The sequence below is a fragment of the Streptomyces sp. ISL-100 genome (assembly GCF_018614615.1).
Classification (GTDB): domain Bacteria; phylum Actinomycetota; class Actinomycetes; order Streptomycetales; family Streptomycetaceae; genus Streptomyces.
Genome location: NZ_JAGGOK010000031.1, coordinates 1 through 23585, shown reverse-complemented (window position 1 = coordinate 23585; position 23585 = coordinate 1). Strand labels below are relative to the sequence as shown.

Genomic DNA, 23585 nt, shown 5'->3' with positions numbered 1-23585 from the left:
TTGCCGTCGGCTTCCGGCCGTCCGACTCGGCTTCTGGCTTGCCCAGTTGCGCCCCGCAACCGCTACCATCGCCGATAAGCCGCCGTCCCCCTGTTGCCAGCGCGGCATCATCCGCTACGAAGGTCATCCATGCCCCACAGCCAAACCTCTGCACCACGCGACGGCCTCCTCAATGGACGCCTTGCTCGCGGAGCATCGCCGTGGCTTCTGCCGACCGTCGCCACTGCGGCGCTCAGCCTCGTCCGGGCTCGCAAGTCCGGCCGCTGGGCTGCCGTCGCCGTGCCCACCACCGCGCTCGCGGCGGGCATGCTGTGGTTCTTCCGCGACCCCGAGCGCGAGATCACTCAGGGCCGGGTCATCTCCCCGGCCGACGGAGTGGTGCAGAGCATCATGCCGTGGAAGGACGGACGTACCCGCGTCGCGATCTTCATGAGCCCGCTGAACGTCCACGTCAACCGTGCCCCGCTCGCGGGCACGGTGACGTCGGTCGAGCACATCCCCGGTGGGTTCGTTCCGGCGTTCAACAAGGAGAGCGAGAACAACGAGCGCGTTGTCTGGCACTTCGACACCGAGCTCGGTGACATCGAGATGATCCAGATCGCCGGCGCCGTCGCCCGCCGCATCGTCCCGTACATCCCGCAGGGTACGAAGGTCGAGCAGGGCGAGCGCATCGGCCTGATCCGGTTCGGTTCGCGCGTCGACATCTACCTCCCCGAGGGTGTCGAGGTCGATGTCGAGGTCGGCCAGGTCACCACCGCGGGGGTGACTCGAATTGACCGTGACTGATCCTGAGACTCAGGCCGGCTGGGTGCCGGACGTCGAGGAAGAGGCCGACGCCGAGGACATGCCGCTCTCTCTGCGGCTGTCAATAGCGGACACCCTCACTCTCGGCAACGCCACCTGCGGATTCATGGCGGTGTACTTCACCACCACCGGAATCCTCATCCCGCACCTCCAGGGCAGCGCGGAGACCGGCATGGCGCGGCACAGCGCCGCGACCGCCGTGATCCTGATGCTCCTCGCGGCGATCTTCGACCTCTGCGACGGGCTCGTGGCGCGCAAGCTGCGCAGCTCGCCGATGGGTGCGGAGCTGGACAACCTCTCCGACCTGATCAGCTTCGGGCTCGCCCCGGCCTACTTCGTGCTGGTGTACGGAATGGTCGCGGACGACGCCCACCAGCGCGTTTCGGCGCTGGCGGCGATCGTGGTGCTGCTGGCGGTGGTCCTGAGGCTCGCCAGATTCTCCTGCGTGACGCTGAAGGACGGCATGTTCCAGGGCATGCCGAGCCCCTTCGGTGCGCTGACGGTCGTCTCGATCGTCCTGCTCGAGCTCCCCTTCATCCCCACCCTGCTCGCCATCATCGGCGTCGCGTGGCTGATGGTGAGCCGGGTCGAGTACCCGAAACCGCGGGGTGTCCTCGCGGTGGCCATGCTCGCCTGGATCGTGGGCGCGATGGGGCTGCTGGCTGCGTGGGCGTTCGACGCTCCCGGCGGCCAGGTCCTCCTCGCCACCGGCTGTGCGCTCCAGGTGGTCATGGGCGCGGTCATCCCGCTCTTCGCGACCGCGCGGCGCGTGAACACGTTCCGCGACAACCGGCGCGAGGCGCGCGCGGCGCAGCTGCCGTAAGCGTCCGGCGTACGTACGAGTGAGGGCCCCGGGGCAGCTGCCCCGGGGCCCTCACTCGTTTCCCTGTGCCGTGCCTGTCAGCCGCCGACGGTGAAGCTCTTGGCGGCTTCCGAGATCTCCGCTTCCCGCACCACCTTCGTGCCGCCGGTCACCTTCTCGTCCGGCCGCAGGATGACCGTCTGGCGCGAGGAGGGCGCCTTCGGGTCGGTGAAGTCGTGCGTGGTGCCGAAGCCCGAGTCGTACGCGTTGATGGTCAGCAGGGCCTTGTCGACGCCCTCCCGGGTCAGATCCTTCGACGTACACGCCTTCTTCAGCGCCTCGCCGAAGACCGAGACGGCCGTCCAGCCGGCCACCACGCCGTTGTCGAGCGCGTCCGAGGGGTACGCCGCCTTGTAGTCGGCGACGAGCTTCTTGGCGGCCGGGGTGTCCGTGCCGATGGGCTCGGTGGGGTTGGCGACGTAGTAGTTCTTCGTCAGCGCCGGTCCGGCCTGGGTGGCGAGCAGCTGCGGGGAGAAGGCCGAGTTGTTGCCGATGATCGGCACCTGGAGCTTGACCGCCGCCGCGACCCCGACGAACGAGGCCGCCTGGCGCGGTCCCGCGCTGATGACAACCCCCTTGACGCCGGCCTTCTTGAGCGCCGCGACCTGGGCCGTCATGTCGTTGTCGGTCGGCTTGATCTTCTGCTCGACGACGGTGAGCCCCGCCTTCTCGGCCGCGTACTTCGCCCCGGCCAGCGCGTTCTCGCCGTAGTCGCCCTCGAAGTAGACGTGGCCGATCTTGTCGCCCTTCTTGAGGCCCTTGTCCTTCGTCAGGAAGTCGATGGCGTTGATGGTCTCGACGTCGTACGTATTGCCTATGACGCGGATGTACGGGCTGCCCAGCAGCGAGGCCGACCAGGCCTGCGGGATGACCAGGCCCTTGTCCTGGCCGTCGATGCGCTGCTTGACGGCGGCCACGAAGGGCGAGCCGATGAACTGGGCGAAGCCGAGGACCTGCGGCGACAGCTCGGTGTAGCCGGAGACGGCCTTCTGCGGGTCGTAGCCGTGGTCGCGCACCACGAGTTCGACCTTCCGGCCGCAGATGCCGCCGTCGGCGTTGGTCTGCTTGGCGTACAGCTGCTGGGCCTGGGTGACGCTCTTGCCGAGTGAGGCGTAGACGCCGGTCATGTCGGTCAGTACACCGAGCTTGATTGTCTTGTCCGTGACGCCCTGACCGGTCTTGACACCGCCGGCCCCCGCCTCGTCGTCCTTCTTCTCCTTCGCCTTCGAGCTGCACCCGGCCGCGGTCAGCGCGAGCAGCGCCGCGAGCGTGGCGGCGGTGGTCCTGGTGATCTGGTTGCGCGTAGTCATCGTTACTTCCCTGAGGTTGTTGTCTTGCGCCGGAAGACTGGCCGCACCAGGCCGCCCGGCAGGAAAAGCACCACCGCGACAATGGCGGCGCCGTAGAGGTACCGGGACGCCTCGCCCGGAGCGACCCCACCCGTACCGGGGGCGGAGACGAGGGGCAGGGCGTCGCTGTACCGGGTGAGGAGCTGCGGCAGCAGGGAGACGAAGACGGCTCCCACCACCGCTCCCGCGACCGAGCCGAGACCGCCGATGACGATCATGGCGAGATATTCGAGGGACAGGATCATGCCGAAGTACTCCGGCACGGTCCGCTGGAAGACCAGCGCGAGCAGCACGCCCGCAAGCCCCGCGTACATGGAGGACAGGACGAACACCGCGGCCCGGTAGCGGGCGACGGGCACCCCGATGACCCCCGCGGCGATGCGGTGGTCGCGGATGGCGTTCATGGCCCGCCCGGGGCGGCCGCGCAGCACGCCGCGGGCGAAGAGCGCGCAGCCGGCCAGGGCGAGCAGGGCGACGTACCAGAGCTTCTCGGCGGATCCGAAGGGCACGGCGGCCACCAGCAGCTCGCTCTCGTCGAAGGTGATTCCGAAGAGGCTGAGCGGGGGGACGTCGCGGCCGTTGAAGCCGCCGGTCAGGTCGTGCGCGTTGAACAGCACGTGCTGGCCGATGAAGATCAGCGCGAGGGTGGCGATACCGAGGTACGCCCCTTGGAGGCGTCCGGCGATGGGGCTGAAGAGGCCGCCCGCGAGCCCGGCCAACGCCACCGCGAGCACTGCCGCGAGCCAGCTGGGCAGGTTCAGGCCGGTCAGGGCCCCCGTGCCGTCCCCGGCGAAGACGCAGTAGCCGTACGCGCCGACGGCCAGGAAGAAGGCGTGGCCCATGGAGAGCTGGCCGGTGGCGCCGGTGAGGAGATTGAGGCCGATGGCGCCGATGGCGGCGGCCATCGCGAAGAGCCCGGCCTGGAGCCAGAAGCGGTCGAGGTAGAAGGGCAGTGCGAGGAGCAGTACGGCTCCGGCGGTCCACAGCGCCAGGCGGCGGGTCCGCTTGTTCGGTTCAGACACGGGCCAGCTCCTTCGTACCGAAGAGGCCGGCCGGGCGTACCAGCAGGACGGCGACCATCACGAGGTACGGAGCCAGGTCGCCGATGCCACGGCCAAGGAAGGTGAGATCGCTCTGGTAGCCGGTCGCCAGTGACTCGGTGATGCCGACGAGGAAGCCGCCGACGAGGGCCCCGGTCGTGGAGTCGAGCCCGCCGAGGATCGCGGCGGGGAAGGCCTTCAGCGCGGCGAGGGAAGTGGAGCGTTCGAGTCCCGGCGTCGGGAAGACGGTCAGGAAGAGCGCGGCGACGGCGGCGAGGCCGCCCGCCACGGCCCAGGCGCCGAGGGAGACCCTGCCCAGGCGTACGCCCATCAGCGCGGCGGTCTCGGAGTTCTCGGCGGCGGCGCGCATCGCCACCCCCCAGGAGGTGAAGCGGAAGGAGAGCAGGAAGACCGTGATGAGCAGGCCCGCGGCGACGAACGCGGCGATACGGGTGTGCGCGACGCTCACGCCCCCGATGGTCAGCACCGAGTCGCCCCAGGGGTCGCCGAGGGCGAGCACATCAGTGCCGATGCGCCGGGTCAGCTCGGTGGTGAGGAGGATGTCGACGCCGATGGTGACGATGGCGAGCACGCTGTGGTTGGAGCCCCGGTAGCGGCGCATCACCAGGAACTCGACCCCGGCGCCGACGGCGGCGGCGCCGCCGATCCCGGCGAGCAGCGCGAGCCAGAAGCCGATGTCGTCGTGCAGGACGGCGGTGACGTAGCCGCCGGCGAGCAGCAGCGAGGCGTGGGCGAAATTGACGACCTCGGTGGCACGGAAGATCACCACGAAGCCGAGGGCGATAAGGGCGTAGACGGAACCGATCGATATCCCGTTGAGGAGAAGCTCGGCGAAGGTGGTCATGAGGTGGCCTCCTCTCCCAGGTAGGCGCGGACGACGGCGGGGTCGGACTGGACGGACGCGGGTGTCCCGTCGGCGATCAGCCGCCCGAAGTCGAGGACGGTCACGGAGTCGGCGAGCCGCATCACGACCCCCATGTCGTGCTCGACCAGCACGATGGAAATGCCGAGGCTGTCCCGTACGCCCGCGACGATGGAGGCGGTGACGCGTCGTTCGTCGGCGGTCATGCCGGCGACCGGCTCGTCGAGGAGCAGCAGTTTGGGCTCCATGCACAGGGCACGGGCCAGCTCGGCGAGCTTCTGCTGCCCGTACGGCAAGGTGCCCGCGGGACGACTGAGTTGATCTTCGAGCCCCACGAACGCGGCGATTTCCCGGACGCGTTGGCGGTGCCGCGCCTCCTCCCGTACGGCGGAAGGCAGCCTCAGCCCCGCCGCGACGAAGCCGGTACGGGTGAGCCGGTGACGGCCGAGCATCAGGCTGTCCTCGACGGTGGCGCCGGGCGGCAGGGCGAGGTTCTGGAAGATCCTGGCGATGCCGAGATCCGCGATGCGGTGGGGCGCGAGACCGGTCAGCTCGTCGTCGCCGAAGCGGACGCTGCCCGAGGTCGCCCGGTACACGCCCGAAAGAACGTTGAAGCAGGTCGACTTGCCGGCGCCGTTGGGACCGATGACGGCGTGGACGGTTCCGGGCCGTACGGTGAAACTGATCGCGTCCAGCGCGGTGAGACCGGCGAACCGGACCGTCAGATCCTTTACTTCCAGCGTCGCTTCGGTGCTCATCGCCCCTCCCAGACACTGAGGGTGCGGTGGGCCGCCACGGCCTCGGAGGCGTCGGCTGCGGCTTCCTCGTCGACGACGCCCAGGTAGCGGCGGCGTACCTCGTCGGACGCGGCGAGCTCATCGGCGGGCCCGGACAGCACGACCTCTCCCACATCGAGCACGTACGCGTGCGAGGCGAGGCGCAGCGCGATGGCCGCGTTCTGTTCGACGAGGAGTACGGCCGTGCCCTGTTCGTTGATCTCGGTGATCGTCTCGGCGATCCGCTGCGCCATCAGCGGGGCGAGCCCGAGTGAGGGCTCGTCGAGCAGGAGCAGTTTCGGTCCGGCCATCAGGGCTCTGGCGACCGCGAGCATCTGCTGCTCGCCGCCGGAGAGCAGCCCGGCGCGCTGCCCGGCGCGTTCGGCCAGGACCGGGAACAGTTCGTGGACCCGTCGCAGTGCGGCGGCCTGGGCGGCGCGGTTGCCGGTGGAGCCGAGTGCGCCGGCGCGCAGGTTGTCGGCGACCGTCATCCGCGCGAACACCTGGCGCCCTTCCGGCACCTGGCACAGCCCGGCGGCCACCACCCGGTCCGGTGAGAGTCCGGTCAGCGGCCGGCCTCCGAAGGCGACGCTGCCTCCGGTGACCGCTCCGCCGTGAAACGACAGCGTGCGGGAGATGGCGCGCAGGAGCGTGGACTTGCCCGCTCCGTTGCTGCCCAGTACGGCGACCACGGCCCCCTCGGGCAACGTCAGCGACACGTGTCGCAGCGCCCTCACGGGTCCGTATCCCGCCGACAGATCCCGTATTTCCAATGCGGCGCCAGCCATGGCACCCCTTCCTCGGGCCGTTCGGTGGCGCTCACCTCAACACCGGCGGGGCCCGCCCGTCCACGGTTGGCGGCACAACCGCTGCCGGTGACCAGCCGCGCGTACGGCCGGTTGTGCACGCGCACAACACCGCGTGTCAGGGGGCTGTCAGACAGGCCCGGGTCGTGACACGCTCCGGCCCATGAGTGGCCGCAGAGCACGGACGGGGCACGACTGGGCGGTGCTGACCGAGGCGGGTACGGCGCTGCTCGACCGGCTGCCGGAGCTGGTGGACCAGCACGTGCGCGAGCTGCACGCGCACTCGCCGCTGTACGCGCAGGTCCTGTCCCAGGACCAGCACTGGCAGGAAATCGAGCAGGCGATGCGGATCGGCATCGAGGCGATCTCGGCCCCGAAGTCGCAGCCGCGCCGCGACCTGGAGTACGCGGAGTGGACAGGCCGGCGCCGGGCGCAGCAGGGCTTCCCGCTGGAGCTGCTGGTGCACTCCTACCGGCAGGCGGGCTATCTGATCTGGGACGCGCTGCTGGAGGGCGCGGCGGGGGCGGAGGGAGCGGAGGGATCGAGGGGCGGCGATCCGGAGAAACTGGCGGTGCTGATGCGGGCGGCGACGACGGTGTTCGCGGCGGTGGACGCGGAGACGGCGACCGCGTCGGAGGCGTACCGGGCGACCGAGGCCGAGCTGCGCCACCGTACGGACGAACGGCTCCAGGCGCTGCTCGACGCGCTGCTGGAGGGCAAGGAGTCCCCTCCTGGCCTGGCGGCCCGCGCGGCGGCCGGGCTGGACCTGCCGGAGCAGGGACGGTATGCGGTGGTGGTGCTGCGGCTGGAGCGGCGGGACGGGCGCGAGCCCTTTCACCGGCGTATTCAGGGCGCGGGGATGCGGTTCATCTGGCGGATGCGTACGGACTGCGAGGTGGGCGTGGTCTCGCTCGGCGAGGAGACGACGCTGGCCGCCCTGTCGGAGCTCCTTGCCGGGCGGTGTCCCGGCCCCGGCGGCATCAGTCCGGTGGTGGACGGCCTCGCCGGCCTGGGCGCGGCCCGTCGGCTGGCGGACCTGGCGCTGCGGACGTGTGCGCCGGACGCGACCGGGATCGTACGGCTCGACGAGCGGATGCCGACGGCGCTGGTGGTGAGCCAGCCGGAGCTGGCGGGGCGGCTGGTGGCCGACGTGTTCGGCGCCGTGCTGGAGCTGGACCCGGCGGACCGGGTGGTGCTGCTGGAGACGCTGGACGCGTGGCTGGCGTGCGAGGGGTCGGCGGGGCGGACGGCTGGCCGGCTGTACTGCCACCGGAATACGGTGTTCAACCGGTTGCGGCGGCTGGAGCAGTTGACGTCCCGTTCGCTGTCGCGGCCGCGGGATCTGATCGAGATGACGCTGGCGTTGGACGCGTTTCGGTTGTCCGGGGCGTGAGGTGGATTTGGCACGGGCGGGCGCCGGACCTTGCGGGCTCTGTTCCCGGCCCTGGGCCTTCCCGCTGCGGCATTCTTGCGGCTCGGCCGCGTGCGGGAGCCTGGGCCCCGCGGCGGCTGGTGTTCGGGGGGCCGGGTACGGGCCGGGGGGCCGCTGCGCGGGGCTTTTCCCCTACCCGCCCCTTCCCGGGCTGGGGCAAGCCCCAGCCCCCAGACCACGCAGACGCCCTCCGGGCGTGTCCTCAAACGCCGGACGGGCTGGATTCGGCCGCTCGGTGGGCACATCCAGCCCCTCCGGCGTTTGAGGAGCGGGGTCTGGGGCAGCGCCGGGGGCGGGGTGGGGAACAGAGCCGCAGGGCCCGCCGCCCACCCGCGCGGACCGTCAGGTCAGGAAGTCGCGGGCGATGTTCTCCGCCACTCGTTCCAGCAGCGGACCCGCCTCCGCCATCGAGCGGGCCGGATCCGGCTCCAGGTCCGCCAGGGCATACGCACGGCGGATGCCCGCCGCGCCCAGCACCTCCGGGGGCAACGCGAGCCGCCCGCACACCGCGATGACCTCGACATTCTTCGCGCGCGCCGCCGCCGCCACACCCGCCGGCGCCTTCCCGTGCAGGGTCTGCGCGTCGAGCGAGCCCTCACCGGTGATGACCAGGGTCGCCCGGGACAGCGCCGAGGCGAAGCCCAGCACGTCCAGCATGACCTCGATGCCGGGGCGGAAGCTCGCCCCGAGCGCGATCAGCGCGCCGTAGCCGATGCCGCCCGCCGCACCCGCGCCGGGCGAGTCCTCGTACTGCGGGCCGAGTACGGACGCGTAGTGCGCGAGGGCCGCGTCGAGGGTGGCCACGTCCTCCTCGGTGGCACCCTTCTGGGGGCCGTACACCGCCGCCGCGCCCTTCGGGCCCGTCAACGGGTTGTCGACATCACTGGCCAGGACGAGGTCCACGTCGGCCAGACGCGGGTCCAGGCCCGACAGGTCGGCCGTGGCCAGGTCACGCAGACCCCCGCCACCAGGACCGACCGGCTCGCCCGCCGCGTCCAGGAAGCGCGCGCCGAGCGCGGCCAGCATGCCCGCGCCGCCGTCGGTGGAGGCGCTGCCGCCGACGCCGAAGACGATCGTGCGGGCACCCGCGTCGAGCGCGGCGCGCAGCAGTTCGCCGGAGCCGTACGTCGTCGCGGTGAGCGGCGCGAATACGCCCTCGGGGAGGTGCTGGAGGCCCGAGGCCTCCGCCATTTCGACCACTGCGGTGCCGTCGCGCAGGGCGAACGCCGCCGTGAGCTGCTCGCCGAGCGGTCCGGTGACCCGTACCTCCCGGCGTTCGAACCCGGCCGCGACCGCCGCGGCCACCGTGCCGTCGCCGCCGTCGGCCACAGGCAGAGCCTCGACGACAACGTCGGGGACAACCCGCCGCAGCCCGGCCGTCACCCGCTCCGCGACCTGCACGGCCGTGAGCGAGCCCTTGAACTTGTCCGCCGCGACGAGCACGCGGGCGGTCTCAGTTACTGCTCCGTCCGTCACCTTGCTATCCCTTGCTTTCGAACAGGCAGTCGCGCCGCCCCGACCATATCCGCAGATAGGCCCCCCTGCCCATGGGTGTCCACCGTGGCCCGGCGCCCCGGACGGCGTGCCAACCCGACTAATCATCTTTTGGCGCCCATAGTGGGTCGTCATGCGTACCGAGATGATCGAACAACGTCACTCAATCGGCGGCGGCCCCGCCGCCCGCCGCGACGGCGACTCCGGCCACCAGGGCGACCGCCAGTGCACGCGTACAGCACCTCATTGCGCGTTCCACCTCTCTCGCATACCAGTGAAAATCACACAAACCTCCCATGTTCGACCACCGGAAGTGGGTAGACCCGACGCATGACTCCACACAGCACGCACACGGCCGACCGGATTCTCGGCGGCTGGCTGGGCAGAATCGCCGGCAACATGCTCGGCAAGCCCGTGGAGCGCGGCGACTACTGGACGCGGGCACGCATCGACCGCTATCTGCGGCTGACCGGCGCCCTCCCCCTCACCGACTACCTGCCCGAGCCCCCGCCCGGCACCCCCGGCTTCGAACTGCGCCCCGAATGGCCGCATTGTGTACGCGGCAGGATCAGCGGCAGTTGCCGGGACGACGACGTCGACTACGCGATCCTCGGTCTGCACCTGCTGGAGACCCACGGCTTCGCCTTCACCACCGAGGAGGTCGGCGAACTGTGGCTGCTGCGCCTGCCGTACCTGCAGACCTTCACCGCCGAGCGGGCGACGTACCGCAATCTCGCCAACGGCCTCAAGCCGCCACTGACGGCCACCTACGAGAACCCCTACCAGGAGTGGATCGGCGCCCTCATCCGCGCCGACATCTTCGGCTGGACCAACCCCGGCGCCCCGCAACGGGCAGCCGCGCTGGCGCGCCGCGACGCCGTGCTGTCGCACACCGGCAATGGTGTGTACGGCGCGATGTGGGCGGCCGCACTGATCGCCGCCGCGTTCACCGCGTCCGGGCCGCGCGCCGCGCTGGAGATTGCGCTGGAGCGCGTACCCGCGAGCAGCCGCCTCGCCCGTGCGGTCCGCCACACGCTCGCCCTGCACGCGGCCGGAGCGGCCTGGGAGGACACGCTCACCGCGATGGAGGAGGAGACGGGCCGGCTCGGCTGGATCCACGCCGTGCCGAACGCCGCCGTCATCACGGCCGGACTGCTGTACGGCGACGGCGACTTCACCCGGACCATCGCACTCACCGTGCGCGGCGGCCTGGACACCGACTCCAACGGCGCGACGGCGGGCTCGGTGGCCGGTGTGCTGTATGGGGCGGGCGGGATCGGGCCGCAGTGGACGGGGCCGCTGGAGGACACCGTGCGCAGTGCGGTGTTCGGCTTCGACGGCGTACGGATCACCGAACTGGCCCACCGTACGGCGCGGCTGGCGCTCGGCTGAATCAAGCCTGTCCGCCAACCGGCGCGCCGCCTACGGTCTGTTGACTCAGTGCCTTCACCCGGTGTTGCACCGGAGTGCACCGAGCGGACCACAGCGCGTTCTAACGTGCCCGGCATCCCCTACGCCTTAGTCACTCCTTCGTTCGCTTCCGTTCCGCTTCGTTCCTCGACGAAACCTGGAGAGCCCATGCGACGCATCTTCGCCGGCGGAGTCCTGACTGCCCTTGCCACAGGGGCCCTTGTGGCTCAGGGCACTATCGCGGCCGGAGCGGCAGAACCCGCCGCGGTGTCCAAGGCACGACACCTGCCCACCGAGATAAAGGGCGGCGCGTGGAGGGCAGGGCATGTGCAGGGTGTGGCGGTGGACCGTCGCAAGGGATTCATGTACTTCTCCTTCACCAACCTCCTCGTCAAGACTGATTTGCGCGGCAATCCGGTCGGTTCCGTATCCGGATTTACCGGGCATCTCGGCGACTTGGACTTCAACGCGAAGGACGGGCGGGTCTACGGCTCGCTGGAGTACAAGGCGGCGAAGGCGTTCTACATCGCGATTCTGGATGTGGACCGGATCGACCGCATGGGCATGGACGCGCGGACCAGCAACGTCGTGTCGACGGTCCACCTCCAGGAGGTCGTGGACGACTACACGGCCGACATGAACGGCGACGGGAAGTTCGACGGCGACACCGCGAACACCCCCGACCACCGGTACGGCTGCAGCGGGATCGACGGAGTGGCCTTCGGCCCGGAACTCGACCGCAGCGGCCGCACCAAGCGCGGCAGGCAGGTCCTGACGGTCGCTTACGGCATCTACTCGAACGTCAAGCGGCAGGACAACGACCACCAGGTCCTGCTCCAGTACGACGTGCGCAAGTGGCACAAGTACGAGCGCCCGCTGCCGGAGAGCGCGCCGCACACCAGTGGTCCGGACGACGTCGACGGGAAGTACTTCGTCCGCACCGGCAACACGCGGTACGGCGTGCAGAATCTGGAGTACGACGAGTACACGGGCAACTGGCTGATGGCCGTCTACAAGGGCGCGAAGCCGCAGTTCCCCAACTACTCGCTCTTCATCGCCGACGGTTCGAAGCGGCCGGTCACCGGTCCGGTCACGGGGCAGCCGGAGCCGGAGCGGGGGGAGCTGCTGCCGTTGCTGCGGGCGGGGCTGCACCATGAGGCGTCGGGGACGTACGGGTGGGAGTCCGGTGGGCAGTACGGTCTGATCTCGCACGGCGACGGTCGCTACTACCTGGTTGAGGCGGGCACGGTGGTCGAGGACGGGGTCACGAAGCAAACCGCACGGGCGGTCCTGCACCGCTGGACGGGGCATACCCCGACCCCGTTCACCCCGGTGGCTGAATAGGCCGCCTGCGGCGGCTGTTCCCCTACCCGCCCCTTCCCGACTTGGGCAAGCCCCCAGCCCCCAGACAACACAGACGCCCTCCGGGCGTGTCCTCAAACGCCGGACGGGCTGGATTTGCCGCTTGCGGCAACTTTCAGCCCCTCCGGCGTTTGAGGAGCGGGGTCCGGGGCGGAGCCCCCACGCGGCGGAGCCGCAAAATGTCACAGCGGGAAGGGGCGGGTAGGGGAAAGCCCCGCCGGGCACCCGCCCGCACCCCCCGCCCCTAGAACAGCAGGCCACCCGCCTCGAACGCCAGCAGCCTCCGCTTCCGGTCCAAGCCACCCCCGTACCCGGTAAGGCTGCCCGCAGCGCCAATGACCCGATGGCACGGCACGACAATCCCGACCGGGTTCTTGCCATTGGCGAGACCCACCGCCCGGGACGCCGCCGGATTGCCGAGCCGCTCGGCCAGCTCGCCGTACGTCCACGTCTCGCCGTACGGAATCCGCTGGAGCTGCGCCCAGACGCTCCGCTGGAACGGCGTGCCGTCCAGGCGCAACTCCAGGTCGAACTCCTTCAGCTCCCCCGCGAAGTACGCGTCGAGCTGACGGACGACCTCCCCCAGGATCCCCGGCTCCCGTTCCCCGAAGGACTCCTCCGGCGGCCGGTGGCGCTGGTTCGTCATGTACAGGCCCGACAGCCTGCCGTCCGTCGCGACCAGCGTCAGCGGACCGTACGGACTGTCAACAACACTGTGCTGCTTCATGTTCACGCCCTCAAACCGGCAGGTTGTTGATCGGGTGGTCGTCGGTGGCCCACAGGTACTGGACGGCGTACGCCCGCCACGGCCGCCAGGCTGCCGCCCGGGCCGTGAACGCCGCCGGGGTGGACGGCAGCCCCAGCTCCTGCGCCGCCCGCCGGATCCCCAGGTCGGTCGGCAGGAACGCGTCCGGGTCCCCGAGTGCGCGCATCGCGATCACCTCGACCGTCCAGGGCCCGAAGCCGGGCAGCGCCATCAGCTGGGCGCGGGCCCGCTCCCAGTCGCTGTCGACGCCGAGCTTCAGGCTGCCGTCGGCGAGCGAGGCGACCAGCGTCGTCAAAGTGGTGCGGCGGCTGCGCGGCAGGGCCAGCGATTCGGGGTCGAGCGCGGCCAGGCCGGCCGGGTCCGGGAAGAGGTGGGTGAGCCCGCCGGCCGGATCGTCGACGGGCGTGCCGTGGGCGGTGACCAGGCGGGCCGCGTGGATGCGGGCGGCGGCGGTCGAGACCTGCTGGCCGAGCACCGCGCGTACCGCGAACTCGGCCGTATCGGTCGTACGCGGCACCCGGCGCCCCGGGGCTTTGTCGACGAGCGGGGCGAGCAGCGGGTCGGTGCGCAGTTGGTCGTCGATGGCGACCGGGTCGGCGTCGAGGTCGAGCAGTCGGCGGCAGCGGCTGATGGCGATGGTCAGATCGCGCAGGTCGGTGAGCGAGAGCAGGCAGCCGACGTGGTCCGGCTGCGGGGTGAGGGTCGCGATGCCGTGACCGTACGGAAGGGTGAGCGTGCGCCGGTAGGCCCCGTCGCGCCATTCCTCGACACCGGGCACTGCCGTCGCGGCGAGGTGGCCGAAGAGGTTGGTGGGGTTGAGCGGGGCGCGGAACGGCAGCCGCAGGGAGATCACGCCGGGGGTCCGCGGGGCCTTCTTGCCGCGGCTGCGCAGTTCACTGGGCGACAGCGCGAAGACCTCACGCACCGTGTCGTTGAACGTACGCACCGACGAGAATCCGGCGGCGAAGGCCACGTCCGCCATGGCCAGCGGGGTCGTCTCGATCAGCAGCCGGGCGGTCTGGGCGCGCTGGGCGCGGGCGAGGGCGAGCGGTCCCGCGCCGAGTTCGGCCAGCAGCTGGCGCTCGATCTGCCGGGTGCTGTATCCGAGGCGCGCCGCGAGTCCGGGCACGCCCTCGCGGTCGACGACACCGTCGCTGATCAGGCGCATCGCGCGGGCGACGACGTCGGCGCGGGCGTTCCACTGGGGGGAGCCGGGGCTGGTGTCGGGCCGGCAGCGCTTGCAGGCCCGGAACCCGGCCTGCTGGCAGGCGGCCGCGCTGGGGTAGAAGGTCATGTTCTCGACCTTGGGCGGCACGACCGGGCAGCTGGGACGGCAGTAGATCCGGGTGGTGAGGACCGCGGTGAAGAACCAGCCGTCGAAGCGCGAGTCCTTGGACCGCACGGCGCGTACGCAACGCTCTGTGTCGGTGTGCATGGCTCAAGCATCGGGCACGGCGGCGCACCCGGGCTGGCGAGAATCCGACATCAAGGTGCGGCGGCCAGCGCCGTTTCGAACGCCTTGTACGCCGTCTCGTCGAAGAGCACGAACCGCACGTCGGTGACCGATCCGCCGGCCGCCTCCCGGACCGTACGGACGGCGATGCGCGCGCCGTCATCCATCGGCCACCGGAAGACACCGGTGGAGATGGCGGGGAACGCGATGCTCTCCGCGCCCAGGTCCCGTGCCACCCGCAGCGACTCGCGGTAGCAGGACGCGAGGAGCTCGGACTGGTCCTGGTCGGGCTGCCACACCGGGCCGACCGTGTGGATCACCCACTGAGCGTCCAGCCGTCCCGCCGTCGTCGCGACCGCCCGGCCTGTCGACAGGCCCTTGCCGTACTGGGAGGCACGCAGGCGGCGGCAGTCGGCCAGGATCGCGGGACCGCCCTTGCGGTGAATCGCGCCGTCGACGCCGCCGCCACCCAGCAAAGAGGAGTTGGCGGCGTTCACGATGGCGTCGACGTGCTGCTCGGTGATGTCACCGCGGACGAGGGTGATGGCGGTCATGGAGCCATTCTCCCCCACCCTCTACCGCTACCGCTGGGGATATACCGCAGTGACCGCGACCTCGCCGCCCACGGCAACCCCGGTCGCGATGTTGGGAGTCGTCGCACCCTCCGGCGGCATGACGCGCACCGCCTGAGCACGCGATATCCAGCCGCGGCCGTCAGTGACAGCGCCACCGCCCCGCCCCGCCCACCACCACCAGCGTTTCGTCGATTCATGAACGCGAGCATTCGCAACGGCGGTGTTTCAGGCCGCGCGCAGCCGCCGCCAGACTGCCTTCGCCGCGTTGTGTCCCGACATGCCGTGCACGCCCGGCCCCGGCGGAGTCGCGGACGAGCAGATGAAGACCGCCGGGTGAGGTGTCGCGTACGGGAAGAGAGAGACCTTCGGCCGCAGCAGCAGTTGAAGTCCCGACGCCGCGCCGCACGCGATGTCGCCGCCGATGTAATTGGCGTTGCGGGCGGCCAGTTGCGGCGGTCCCGCGGTCGCCCTGGCCAGCACCCGGTCGCGGAAGCCGGGCGCGAAGCGTTCGATCTGCCGCTCGATCGCCTCCGTGAGGTCGCCTTCCCAGGCGTGCGGGACGTGCCCGTACGCCCAGAAAACGTGCTTGCCCTCGGGGGCGCGGGACGGGTCCACCAGGCTCGGCTGAGCAGTGATCAGGAACGGCGTCTGGGGGGCCGTACCCCCCGAGGCCTGCTTCAGCGCGGTGCCGATCTCGCCACTGGTCGGGCCGACTTGGACGGTGCCGGCCCGCCGGGCCTCCTCGGCCGTCCAGGGCACCGGCCCGTCCAGCGCGTAATCAATCTTGAACACGCTCGCGCCGTACCGGTAGTTCTCGTACGCCCGGCCCAGACCGGCGATCCGCGCCAGCGCCGTGGGCGACGTGTCGAAGACGTACGCGCGGGCGGGCGGCAGGTCGTCCAGCCGCTTGACCTCGAACCCGGTGTGCACCACGCCGCCGAGGTCACGCAGATACGCCGCGAGCGCGTCCGAGATCGACTGCGACCCGCCCCGCGGCATCGGCCAGCCGCCGGCATGCGCGGCAAGGGCGAAGACCAGCCCGATGGCGCTCGTCGCGAGACCGCCGAGGGGCGCGATGACATGCGCGACGAGTCCGGCGAACAGCGCCCGCGCCTTCTCGTCCCGGAACCGGCGCATCAGCCACGTGCTGGGCGGCAGCCCGTCAATGCCGAAGCGGGCCAGGGTGAGTGGGTCGCGGGGCAGCGCGGTGTAGGGCAGCGACATGAAGTCCCGGGCCAGGGTGTCCCACTTCGCCACGTAGGGCGCGACGAGCCGCCGGTACGTCCCGGCATCCCGCGCGCCGAACGAGGCGGCGGTCTCGGCGACCGACCGGGACAGCACAGCGGCGGTGCCGTCGTCCCAGGGATGGGCCATGGGCAGCTCGGGGTGCAGCCACTCCAGCCCGTACCGGGTCAGCGGCATGGCCTTGAAGGCCGGCGACCCCACACCCAGCGGGTGTACGGCGGAACAGGGGTCGTGCCGGAATCCGGGCAGCGTGAGCTCCTCGGTCCTGGCGCCGCCCCCCACGGTGTCCAGCGCCTCGAACACCTCCACCGAGAAGCCCCTGCGGGCAAGTTCGACAGCGGCGGTCAGTCCGTTGGGCCCCGCCCCTACGACGACTGCATCGAGCATCGACGGCACCTTCGGACTCCTTCGTCAGCCGATGGCCAGGAGCCCCAGGATATTCCTGGCCCCGGTGGCGCGGACGGCGGGAGGGTGGTGGGGCGGTGGGTTGGCCGGAAGTACACGCCCACGCGCCGTTACGCCATCCCGCCGTTACGCCGCCCCGCCACCCAGCAGCCCCACCAGCCGCGCGACCGTGGCCGCGTCCCGGGCGGCCGTGAACGGCAGAGCGTTGCCGCCCGTCAGCCGGAACCGCTCCCCCGCGACGGTCGCGTGCGAGCCGCCCGCCTCCTCCACCAGCAGCAGCCCCGCCGCGTGATCCCAGGCCAGCTCCCACGAGAACGCCACCGCGTCCAGGTCTCCCCGGGCGACGGCCAGGTACTCAAGACCGGCCGAGCCGCAGGGGCGGGCGTCGACGCCCTTCACATTCAGCCCGAGCAGCGCCGTCTTCTGCTGCTCCGTCGTGAAGTCCGGATGGGACGTGGCTACGTGCAGCGTCGCGCCCGTGCCCGGGATCCCCGCCCGCAGCACCTCACCGTTCAGCCGGGCCCCGCCGCCCCGCACCGCCACGGCCATCTCGTCGAGCGCGGGCGCGTACGTCCACGAGGCGAGCACTTCGCCCCGGTGCGCGAGGGCGACCAGCGTGCAGAAGCCCGGTTCGCCGCGCACGAACTGCCGGGTCCCGTCCACCGGGTCCACGATCCACACCGGCGCGTCGCCGCCCAGCGCCTCGTACACCGCCGGATCCTCGTGGACCGCTTCCTCCCCCACGACCACTGATCCCGGCAGCAGCCGGGTCAGGGACGCGGTGAGGTGCTCCTCGGCCCGCCGGTCGGCAATGGTGACCAGGTCGTGCGGCCCGGTCTTCTCGACGATCTCGTGCGCGGCGAGCTGCCGGTACCGCGGCACGATCTCGGCGGCGGCCGCCTTGCGCACGGCCTCTTCGACGTCGGACAACTTGTCATCGATCATGCATCCAGCAAAGCACGCCCCGCTGACAATGCCCGCAACTCGCAGTGCCGTCAGCGCCCGACCGCGTAACCGTGCATTCCTCTGGGGTTCGCCGCGGCGGACAGCACTCCGGTCTCCGGATCGCGCGCGACCGCGCACAGACGCCCTTGCGACCACGGCCCGCCGACCGTCACATCGTGGCCCCGGCGCCGCAGCTCCTCGACGACGCCCGCGTCCATGCGCGACTCGACGGTTACGCTCCCCGGCCGCATCCCGCGCGGATAGAAGGACCCGGGGAAGGAGTCGGTGTGCCAGTTGGGGGCGTCGATGGCCCCCTGGAGATCGAACCCGCCCCGCGACGCCGAGGGTCCGGCGAGCGCGACCGCGAGGAAGAAGTGCAGCTGCCACTGATCCTGCTGGTCACCACCGGGCGTCCCGAAGGCCATCACGCCCACCCCGTCCCGCAGCGCCAGCGAGGGCGTCAGCGTGGTGCGCGGCCGCCGGCCCGGCGTGAGCGTGTTCGGCAGCCCCTCGTCCAGCCAGGCCATCTGGAGCCGCGTGCCGAGCGGGAAGCCGAGCTCGGGAACCACCGGGTTCGACTGGAGCCAGCCGCCGCTGGGCGTGGCCGCCACCATGTTGCCCCAGCGGTCGACGACGTCCAGGTGGCAGGTGTCGGCGCGGGTGGAGCCGTTGCTGGCGACGGTCGGCTCACCGGCACCGGCGGCGGCCACAGTGTCCACGGCGTCGAACCCGGGCTCCCCGGCGGCGACGGCCCGCGCGTGCGCGCTCAGCACGGGCGTACGCCCACCGGGACTCCCGGGCCGCAGCTCCAGCGACGCCTTGTCCTCCACCAGAGCGCGCCGCTCAGCGTTGTACGAGGCTGAAAGCAGTGCGTCGACCGGCACCTCGGCGGCGTCGCCGTACCAGGCCTCCCGGTCGGCCATCGCCAGCTTGCACCCCTCGATCAGCAGGTGGACGTACGCTGCGGAGCCGTAGGCCGGCAGTTCCGGCGGCAGTAGCGCGAGCTGCTGGAGGAAGGCGGGCCCCTGGCTCCAGCCGCCCGCCTTGCACAGCGTCCAGCCGTTCCAGTCGTACGTCGCGGGCTCCTCGTACGTCGCGGACCAGCCGGCCAGGTCGGCGGCGGTCAGCGTCCCGGTGTGCCGGGCGCCGCTGGTGTCCATGGTGGGGCGCGCGGCCTGTCGTACGATCGCCTCGGCTATGAACCCCTCGCGCCACACCGCCCGAGCCGCGTCGATCTGCCTCACCCGGTTTTCGCCGCCCGCCGCCTCGGCTTCGGTGATCACGCGGCGCCAGGTCGCGGCGAGAGCGGGGTTACGGAACAGCTCGCCCGGAGCGGGCGCCCTGCCACCCGGCAGGTACACCTCGGCGGACGAGGTCCACTCCTCCTCGAACAGGGCGCGTACGGTCTCCACCGTCTCGCCGACCCGCTCGACGGGCGGGTGCCCGTCCTGCGCGTACCCGATGGCGTACCGCAGCACCTCGCGGAGCGACTTGGTGCCGTAGTCCCGCAGCAGAAGCATCCACGCGTCGAACGCGCCCGGCACGGCAGCAGCCAGCGGGCCGGTCCCGGGGACGAGGCCGAGCCCCAGCGCCCGGTAGCGACCGGCGCTCGCGCCTGCCGGCGCGGGCCCCTGCCCGCAGAGCACCCGTACCTGCCCACCCGCGGGCGCGAGAAGGATCGGTACCTCGCCGGCGGGCCCGTTGAGGTGCGGCTCGACGACGTGCAGGACGAAGCCGGCGGCGACGGCGGCGTCGAAGGCGTTGCCGCCGTCCTCCAGTACGGCCATGGCCGACTGGGAGGCGAGCCAGTGGGTGGAGGACACCATGCCGAAGGTGCCCTGGAGAGTCGGCCGGGTGGTGAACATGTGATGCGGCTCCGTCTTCGTAGGCTTGAGCGTTCAGGCGGCCCGTGAGGGTTCAGGCCTGTGCCCCCTTGGGCGTTACCAGCCCCGACTCGTAGGCGAAGACGACAAGCTGGGCGCGGTCGCGAGCTCCCAGCTTGATCATCGCGCGGCTCACGTGGGTCTTGGCGGTGAAGGGGCTGATCACCATGTGCTCCGCGATCTCTTCGTTCGTCAGGCCGTGCGCGACCAGCGCCGCGACCTGGCATTCGCGTTTGGTGAGCGTCTCGAAGCCGGGAGCGGTGCGGCGGTCCGGTGGGCGGGCGACGAACTCGGTGATGAGACGGCGAGTCACGGACGGTGAGAGCAGTGCGTCGCCACGGGCCGCGGTGCGGATCGCCTGGAGCAGGTCGGCCGGTTCGGTGTCCTTGAGGAGGAACCCGGCGGCCCCGGCGCGCAGCGCGTCGAAGACGTACTCGTCCAGGCCGTAGTTGGTGAGGATGACGACGTGCACCCCGGCCAGTGCCGGGTCGGCGGCGATGTGGCGGGTCGTCTCGATACCCGTCATCACCGGCATCTGTACGTCGACGAGTGCGACGTCGGGGACGTGCCGGCGGGCCAGTTCGAGGCCCTGACGGCCGTCGGCGGCCTCGGCGACGACCTCGATGTCGTCCTCGGCGGCCAGCAGGGCGCGGAATCCGGCGCGCATGAGCGCCTGGTCGTCGACGATCAGGACCCGGATCGCGTCACCACTCACACCGCTCACACCACTCACCGTATCTCCAGGGGAAGTTCGGCGCGTACGGAGAAGCCGCCGCCGGGGCGCGGGGCCGCGTGCAGGGTGCCGCCGAGGGCGGTGACGCGCTCGCGCATGCCGGTCAGGCCGGTGCCGGGCAGCGGAGGCTGCCCTCCCGGCGCGGCCGAGCCCTCGTCCTCGACGCGGATGGAGAAGTGGTCGGGGGCGTAGGCGAGTTCCACGGTGGTCTTCGCCCGGCCCGCGTGCCGGGCGACATTGGTGAGCGCCTCCTGGACGATGCGGTACGCCGCCCGGTCGACGTCGTCGGGCAGCGCGCGCTCGGGCCCGGTGACGGTCACCGACGCCGCGAGTCCGGCCGTACGGGCCCGCTCGACCAGCTCGCCGAGCCTGGCGAGACCGCTGCCCGGCGCTACGGCGTCCGTACGCAGCACCTCCAGCGTCGCCCGCAGCTCGCGCATCGCCTCCCCGCTCGCCTCCTGGATGGCGAGCAGCGCCTCCGGCACGTCCTCGCCCCGCTTGCGCGCGAGATGTACGGCAACTCCCGCCTGGAGCTTGACGATCGAGATGGAGTGGGTGAGCGAGTCGTGCAGCTCGCGCGCGATCCGCAGCCGCTCCTCCCCCGCCCTGCGCAGCGCCGCTTCCTCCTTCGTCCGTTCGGCCTCTGCGGCGCGCTGTTCGCTCTGGTGGAGGTACGCCTGCCAGTTCTTGTCGATGAGTCCCGTCACGCCGGCGCAGATGAACCAGCCGTGCAGCAGCAGCGTCCGCTCGATCCCGCCCCCCGACGGGCTCGCGAGGAAGAAACCCACGAGGAAGACGACGCTCACCGCGATCGCCGCCGCCCGGTGTCCGGCCCTGATCACGGCGTGCACCCCGGCGACGACCGGGAAGGCCGCCGAAGTCCCCGGGTTCGCGTGTACGACGTAACCGAGCATGCAGGCGGCGGTGAAGACCAGCAACGGCACCGGGGCCAGGCGGTGGGCGGCGAGTGCCAGGGAGCCTGCGGTGATCAGGACGACGTCGGCGGGAGCCGGTCCGGGACCGGACGTGGCGAAGGCGGCGATGAGGACCGCGCCGCCGATGACGGCAGCGAATGCCGCGTCGATGAGCCCAGTCCGCCAGCCTTGCTGATCCTGCTGCTCCCGCTGCTCCCCATCCGCGCGCATGAACCGCACCCTAGACGCCGCTTCCGCCCCACGCGTCCTCCCCGCAGAGGGCTTTGGGACTACTTCCGGGGAAGTAGTCCGGCGGCGTCGCCGCATGCCGGGCGCAGTCGGCAATGCCTCCCGGCGTACGACGACGGGGACCGGGCCGACGGGGGAGCATCGTCCCCATGACCGGACCTTTCCGCTTCACTTCGCCCGCAACGCCCGACTCCGCGACCGGAGTTGCCGCTGACGTCTACGCCCAGCTGGTCACCGATTTCGGTGTCCCTGGCGCATCGACCTTCGCCGTGCTGTCACCCTCCACCCCGCTGATGACCGGATTCTGGGCGCTGCTGCGCGAATCCCTGCTGGCGGGACAGGCGTCCCGTACGAACAAGGAGCTCGTGGCCACAGGAGTCTCGCTGGCCAACAACTGCCACTTCTGCATCAACGCGCACACCCTGCTGCTGTACGCGGGTGGCGACCACGCCCTCGCGGAGACGATCGGGCGCGGCGACACACCGGCCGATCGGGCGCACGCCGGGCTGCTTCAATGGGGGAAGGCGATCGGCGCGGACGCGGGGCCGCCGCCGTTCCCCCCGGAGCAGGCCGCCGAGTACATCGGCACCGCCCTCACCTTCCACTTCATCAACCGGATCGCGTCCGCGCTGCTCTGCGACAACTCCCTGCCGAGCCACGAGCACAAGCTCCGCTTCCTCGACACCGCGGCGGGCCGCCACCTCGCCGACACCATCCAGCGCGAGCTGAGCCCCGGCGACAGCCTGTCGCTGCTGGAGACGTCCGGACCGGAGCCGTCATGGGCCGCGCCCGGGTCGCCCATCGCGGTGGCGTACGGCGCGCTGCGCGAGGCGGCGCTGATGGGCGCGGGGCTGCTGTCCGAGGACGACCAGGCGTACGTACGAAAGACGGTGTCCGACTGGGACGGCGTCACCCCTCTGCCGGTGACCGGTGACTGGCTGCCCGGCCGGGACGACCGTCCGGGCGCGCGGCTCGCCCTGCTGGCCGCGCTCGCGCCGAACGACATCACGGGGGACGACGTCACGGCGTGGCGGACGCCGCAGCACTCCGACCACTGTCTGGTGCATCTGGTCGCGTACGGCGCGATCATCGCCGTCGAGCGCGTCGAGGAGACCCTGTGAGCACCATCGCCCAAGCGTGGGACGGACCGGTCGGCGCGCACTGGGCCGAGCACCAGGACCGCTACGACGCCATGGTGTCCGGCTTCAACGACGCCCTCTTCGCCGCCGCCGCGATCGGCGAGCACGATCGCGTACTGGACATCGGCTGCGGCAGCGGCCAGACCACCCGGCTCGCCGCGCGCCTCGCCGCGCACGGCAGCGTCGTGGGCGTGGACATCTCGCGGCCGCTGATCGAGCGGGCGCGCGCCTCGACGGACAGTGAGCGGATCGTGTACGAACTGGGGGACGCCCAGAGTCATCCGTTCCCGCCGGCGGCCTACGACGTGGCGATCAGCCGGGGCGGGGTGATGTTCTTCGCGGACCACGCGGCGGCCTTCACGCACATCGGCGGAGCGCTGCGTCCCGGCGGGCGGCTCGTCTTCATCTGCCCGCAGCCGCCGGAACCGGACGGCGAGGAGGCGCGGACGCTGGGCCTGCTCGGCTCCCTGACCGGGCAACCAGAGCACAGCCAGGTCGAGTTGCGGCGGGCGATGGGCTCGCTGTCCGAACCCGCCCGCGTCCATGAGGTCCTGGGCGAGGCGGGCTTCGGGAAGGTGACGGTGACGCCGGTGGTGGGGTCGACGGTGTGGGGGCGGGACGCGGCCGACGCGGTGGACTTCCTCGTTTCCCGCGCGGGTACGGGGGATTCGGTTCCAGCATCGACGCGCGCCGCGATGGAGGACGTGCTCCGGCCTTACGAGACGGGGCGGGGGGTGGTGATGCGGGCCGGGGTGTGGGTGGGGTCGCGGCGGTACGCCCGTAGGGGTGCCTGCGGCTCTTTTCCCCAGCCCCGCCCCTTCCCGGCTGTGACATTTTGCGGCTCCGCCGCGTGGGGGCTCCGCCCCAGACCCCGCTCCTCAAACGCCGGAGGGGCTGAACGGGTGCGGCAGCACATCCAGCCCGTCCGGCGCTTGAGGACACGCCCGAAGGGCGTCCCGGGGGTCTGGGGCTTGCCCCAGTTTCGGGAAGGGGCGGGTAGGGGAAAGCGCCGCAGGCCACCCGCACCGTGGAGCGCTCCCCCTAGAAGACTCATGAAGAT

General features: G+C 71.5%; 22 protein-coding genes. 8 read left to right on the top strand and 14 right to left on the bottom strand.

Going from position 1 to position 23585, the window contains the following annotated elements; translation table 11 throughout:
• Positions 1 to 129 precede the first annotated feature (129 nt).
• Entirely contained in the window at positions 130 to 786 is a 657-nt protein-coding gene (locus J7E89_RS14135) for a phosphatidylserine decarboxylase (RefSeq protein WP_214973406.1), read from the top strand.
• Complete coding sequence (gene pssA, locus J7E89_RS14130) at positions 773 to 1627, top strand: CDP-diacylglycerol--serine O-phosphatidyltransferase (RefSeq protein WP_251060537.1); 855 nt, start codon at positions 773 to 775, stop codon at positions 1625 to 1627. Before J7E89_RS14135 ends, pssA begins: the two co-directional genes overlap by 14 nt.
• Before the next feature lie 77 nt (positions 1628 to 1704).
• Here pssA and J7E89_RS14125 read toward each other — a convergent pair whose 3' ends face one another.
• The 5 genes from J7E89_RS14125 to J7E89_RS14105 are packed head-to-tail and all read right to left on the bottom strand — an operon-like array spanning position 1705 to position 6502.
• Positions 1705 to 2976 (bottom strand): ABC transporter substrate-binding protein, encoded by a 1272-nt coding sequence (locus J7E89_RS14125; protein ID WP_214973404.1) that lies wholly within the window; start codon positions 2974 to 2976, stop codon positions 1705 to 1707.
• A gap of 2 nt (positions 2977 to 2978) precedes the next feature.
• A complete protein-coding gene (locus J7E89_RS14120; RefSeq protein ID WP_308315470.1) occupies positions 2979 to 4037 on the bottom strand; it encodes a branched-chain amino acid ABC transporter permease in 1059 nt (352 codons plus the stop codon).
• On the bottom strand, positions 4030 to 4920 hold the full coding sequence (locus tag J7E89_RS14115) for a branched-chain amino acid ABC transporter permease (RefSeq protein ID WP_214973403.1): 891 nt from the start codon (positions 4918 to 4920) through the stop codon (positions 4030 to 4032). The genes J7E89_RS14120 and J7E89_RS14115 overlap by 8 nt, the downstream gene beginning before the upstream one ends.
• Positions 4917 to 5696 carry an ABC transporter ATP-binding protein gene (locus tag J7E89_RS14110; protein ID WP_214973402.1) on the bottom strand — a complete coding sequence of 260 codons (780 nt, stop codon included), beginning with the start codon at positions 5694 to 5696 and terminating at the stop codon, positions 4917 to 4919. The genes J7E89_RS14115 and J7E89_RS14110 overlap by 4 nt, the downstream gene beginning before the upstream one ends.
• Positions 5693 to 6502 (bottom strand): ABC transporter ATP-binding protein, encoded by an 810-nt coding sequence (locus tag J7E89_RS14105; RefSeq protein ID WP_214973401.1) that lies wholly within the window; start codon positions 6500 to 6502, stop codon positions 5693 to 5695. Before J7E89_RS14105 ends, J7E89_RS14110 begins: the two co-directional genes overlap by 4 nt.
• Positions 6503 to 6683: 181 nt before the next feature.
• Here J7E89_RS14105 and J7E89_RS14100 point away from each other — a divergent pair, with 181 nt between their 5' ends.
• Positions 6684 to 7913: a CdaR family transcriptional regulator gene (locus tag J7E89_RS14100; protein ID WP_214973400.1), complete on the top strand. Its 1230-nt coding sequence runs from the start codon at positions 6684 to 6686 to the stop codon at positions 7911 to 7913.
• A 381-nt stretch (positions 7914 to 8294) separates the two neighbouring features.
• Here the strand turns inward: J7E89_RS14100 and J7E89_RS14095 are convergent, their stop codons facing one another.
• A complete protein-coding gene (locus J7E89_RS14095; protein WP_308315469.1) occupies positions 8295 to 9428 on the bottom strand; it encodes a glycerate kinase in 1134 nt (377 codons plus the stop codon).
• A 348-nt stretch (positions 9429 to 9776) separates the two neighbouring features.
• Here J7E89_RS14095 and J7E89_RS14090 point away from each other — a divergent pair, with 348 nt between their 5' ends.
• A complete protein-coding gene (locus tag J7E89_RS14090; protein ID WP_214973392.1) occupies positions 9777 to 10838 on the top strand; it encodes an ADP-ribosylglycohydrolase family protein in 1062 nt (353 codons plus the stop codon).
• Between the two features lie 186 nt (positions 10839 to 11024).
• On the top strand, positions 11025 to 12200 hold the full coding sequence (locus J7E89_RS14085) for a hypothetical protein (RefSeq protein ID WP_214973390.1): 1176 nt from the start codon (positions 11025 to 11027) through the stop codon (positions 12198 to 12200).
• A gap of 262 nt (positions 12201 to 12462) precedes the next feature.
• On the opposite strand, the gene J7E89_RS14080 is transcribed toward J7E89_RS14085, so the two are convergent.
• From J7E89_RS14080 to J7E89_RS14070, 3 genes are read right to left on the bottom strand one after another with little or no spacing between them, the layout of a single operon-like run.
• Positions 12463 to 12945, bottom strand: a complete 483-nt coding sequence (locus J7E89_RS14080; protein WP_214973388.1) for a methylated-DNA--[protein]-cysteine S-methyltransferase — start codon at positions 12943 to 12945, stop codon at positions 12463 to 12465.
• Positions 12946 to 12955: 10 nt separating this feature from the next.
• A complete protein-coding gene (locus tag J7E89_RS14075; protein WP_214973386.1) occupies positions 12956 to 14419 on the bottom strand; it encodes a DNA-3-methyladenine glycosylase 2 in 1464 nt (487 codons plus the stop codon).
• A 50-nt stretch (positions 14420 to 14469) separates the two neighbouring features.
• Entirely contained in the window at positions 14470 to 14991 is a 522-nt protein-coding gene (locus tag J7E89_RS14070; RefSeq protein ID WP_214973384.1) for an O-acetyl-ADP-ribose deacetylase, read from the bottom strand.
• Here J7E89_RS14070 and J7E89_RS14065 point away from each other — a divergent pair.
• Positions 14990 to 15127 (top strand): hypothetical protein, encoded by a 138-nt coding sequence (locus J7E89_RS14065; RefSeq protein ID WP_214973382.1) that lies wholly within the window; start codon positions 14990 to 14992, stop codon positions 15125 to 15127. The genes J7E89_RS14070 and J7E89_RS14065 overlap by 2 nt on opposite strands.
• 110 nt (positions 15128 to 15237) lie before the next feature.
• On the opposite strand, the gene J7E89_RS14060 is transcribed toward J7E89_RS14065, so the two are convergent.
• The 5 genes from J7E89_RS14060 to J7E89_RS14040 all read right to left on the bottom strand — a co-directional run bounded on the left by J7E89_RS14060 (position 15238) and on the right by J7E89_RS14040 (position 21368).
• Complete coding sequence (locus J7E89_RS14060) at positions 15238 to 16653, bottom strand: NAD(P)/FAD-dependent oxidoreductase (protein ID WP_214973380.1); 1416 nt, start codon at positions 16651 to 16653, stop codon at positions 15238 to 15240.
• Positions 16654 to 16788: 135 nt separating this feature from the next.
• A complete protein-coding gene (locus J7E89_RS14055) occupies positions 16789 to 17607 on the bottom strand; it encodes an inositol monophosphatase family protein (RefSeq protein ID WP_214973378.1) in 819 nt (272 codons plus the stop codon).
• A 50-nt stretch (positions 17608 to 17657) separates the two neighbouring features.
• The gene (locus J7E89_RS14050; protein ID WP_214973376.1) at positions 17658 to 19472 is read right to left on the bottom strand and encodes a gamma-glutamyltransferase family protein; all 1815 of its coding nucleotides are present in this window, start codon (positions 19470 to 19472) and stop codon (positions 17658 to 17660) included.
• Between the two features lie 52 nt (positions 19473 to 19524).
• Entirely contained in the window at positions 19525 to 20205 is a 681-nt protein-coding gene (locus J7E89_RS14045) for a response regulator (protein WP_374196818.1), read from the bottom strand.
• Positions 20206 to 20219: 14 nt separating this feature from the next.
• Positions 20220 to 21368, bottom strand: a complete 1149-nt coding sequence (locus tag J7E89_RS14040) for a sensor histidine kinase (RefSeq protein WP_214973368.1) — start codon at positions 21366 to 21368, stop codon at positions 20220 to 20222.
• A 167-nt stretch (positions 21369 to 21535) separates the two neighbouring features.
• Here J7E89_RS14040 and J7E89_RS14035 point away from each other — a divergent pair, with 167 nt between their 5' ends.
• Together J7E89_RS14035 and J7E89_RS14030 are read left to right on the top strand one after the other, a co-directional pair.
• On the top strand, positions 21536 to 22507 hold the full coding sequence (locus tag J7E89_RS14035) for a carboxymuconolactone decarboxylase family protein (RefSeq protein ID WP_214973366.1): 972 nt from the start codon (positions 21536 to 21538) through the stop codon (positions 22505 to 22507).
• Positions 22504 to 23585, top strand: a 1082-nt coding sequence (locus tag J7E89_RS14030; RefSeq protein WP_308315468.1) for a class I SAM-dependent methyltransferase, incomplete at its 3' end; no start/stop codon positions are given. The genes J7E89_RS14035 and J7E89_RS14030, both read left to right, overlap by 4 nt.